The sequence below is a fragment of the Agromyces sp. NPDC055658 genome (assembly GCF_053618155.1).
In genome coordinates, this window is record NZ_JBSHHD010000080.1 from 1 (window position 1) to 1,720 (window position 1,720).

Below are 1,720 nucleotides of genomic sequence, written 5' to 3' on the forward strand. Positions count from 1 at the left end.
TGCCGGCGCCGACGACTACTGGAAGCGGCGCAGCGAGTTCACCCCTGACGAGCTGGCGGAACTCATGCTGCCGCAGGCCGGGGTCGACCGCTGGATCGTCGACACCGGATTCCAGGGCGATCTCATCACCACCCCGCAGCGGCTCACCGAACTCAGTGGCCGTCCGTCCTCTGAAATCCTGCGGCTGGAGCAGCTGGCCCAGAACCTCCTGGAGTCCGGTACCAGCCCCGAGGCGTTTCCCGGGGTGTTCCGGTCCGCGCTCGCCGAAGCGGTTGCCTCGCCGGAGATCGTGGGCACCAAGACGATTGCGGCCTATCGCACGTCGTTCGACATCGACTGGTCGCGCCCCACCGATCAGCTGGTGATCGAACACGCCCGGGAACTGGCCGCCCGGGATTCGCAGCGGGTGGACAGTCCGGTGCTGATCGCGTTCGGGGTGCACGAGGCCGCCGACCACGGGCTGCCCATCCAGGTGCACGTCGGGTTCGGCGACCGCGACCTCGATCTGCACCGCACCGACCCGATGCTGTTGCTGCCGTTGCTGCGCGCCATGGCGCCGGTCCCGGTGCTGCTGCTGCACTGCTACCCGTTCCACCGCCAGGCCGGTTACCTGGCCCAGGCCTTCGACCACGTGAATTTCGATGTCGGCCTTGCCATCAACTACCTCGGGGCACGCTCGAACGCCGTGGTCGCCGAGGCACTGGAGACCGCGCCGTTCGCCAAACAGCTGTACTCCTCGGACGCCTTCGGCCCACCCGAATTGCACCTGCTGGGCTCGGTGTTGTGGCGCCGCACCATGGGACTCACGCTGGGCGAGTGGGTGCGGACCGGGGACTGCGGCGAGGCCGATGCCATCCGCATCGTCGACATGATCGGCGTGCACAACGCCAACCGGGTCTACTCGCTGTGAACCATGACGCCGCACCGCTTCTCGAAGCGCTGCGCACGTTCGTCGAACGCGACCAGGCGCCGCTGTACAGCCCGGGCCACAAGGGCGGGCGCACACTCGACCCCTGGTTCCGGGACCACATCGCAGCCGTCGACCTCAACAACCTGCCCGACACGGACACCCTGCACTGTCCCGAAGGGCCGATCCTCGCCGCCGAACAGCTGATCGCCGATGCCTGGGGCGTCGGGCAGAGCTTCATCCTGGTGCAGGGATCGACCAGCGGAAACATCGCCGTGGCGCTCTCGGCGCTGCGTCCGGGTGAACCCGTGCTGGTTCAGCGCAATGCGCACAAGTCCGTGCTCGCCGGACTCGTGCAGGTCGGTGCACGCCCGGTCTGGCTGGAACCCCGCTGGGATCCACGGTTCGGGATCGCGCACGGGCTGGATGCCGACGTGGTCGAAAAGGCCTTGGCGACAAGTCAAGCCAAGGCGTTGTGGGCGCTGCACCCGACGTACTACGGCACCACCGCCGACATCGCGGCGCTGGCCGATGTGTGCCGCCGGGCCGGGGCCCGGTTACTGGTCGACGGCGCGCACTCCCCACATTTCGCGTTCCATCCCGACCTGCCCGTGCCTGCCGAGCGGGCCGGAGCGGTGGCCACCGTGCAATCGGTGCACAAGGTCCTGTCGGGCCTGAGCCAGGCCGCCGTCCTGCACATCGACCCGGCCGCGCTGGACCCGGTGGCGGTGCGCCGGTCGCTGCAGCTGATCCAGACCACGAGCCCGCATTTCGCGATCATGGCCTCGATCGACCTGGCCCGCCGCCAGATGA

General features: G+C 68.8%; 2 protein-coding genes. Both read left to right on the forward strand.

The window, feature by feature from the left end:
• The coding region (locus tag ACWGPE_RS18570) for an amidohydrolase family protein (protein WP_452049242.1) at nucleotides 1-910 on the forward strand (910 nt) is incomplete at its 5' end.
• On the forward strand, nucleotides 907-1,720 hold an 814-nt coding region (locus ACWGPE_RS18575), incomplete at its 3' end, for an aminotransferase class I/II-fold pyridoxal phosphate-dependent enzyme (protein ID WP_452049243.1). The genes ACWGPE_RS18570 and ACWGPE_RS18575, both read left to right, overlap by 4 nt.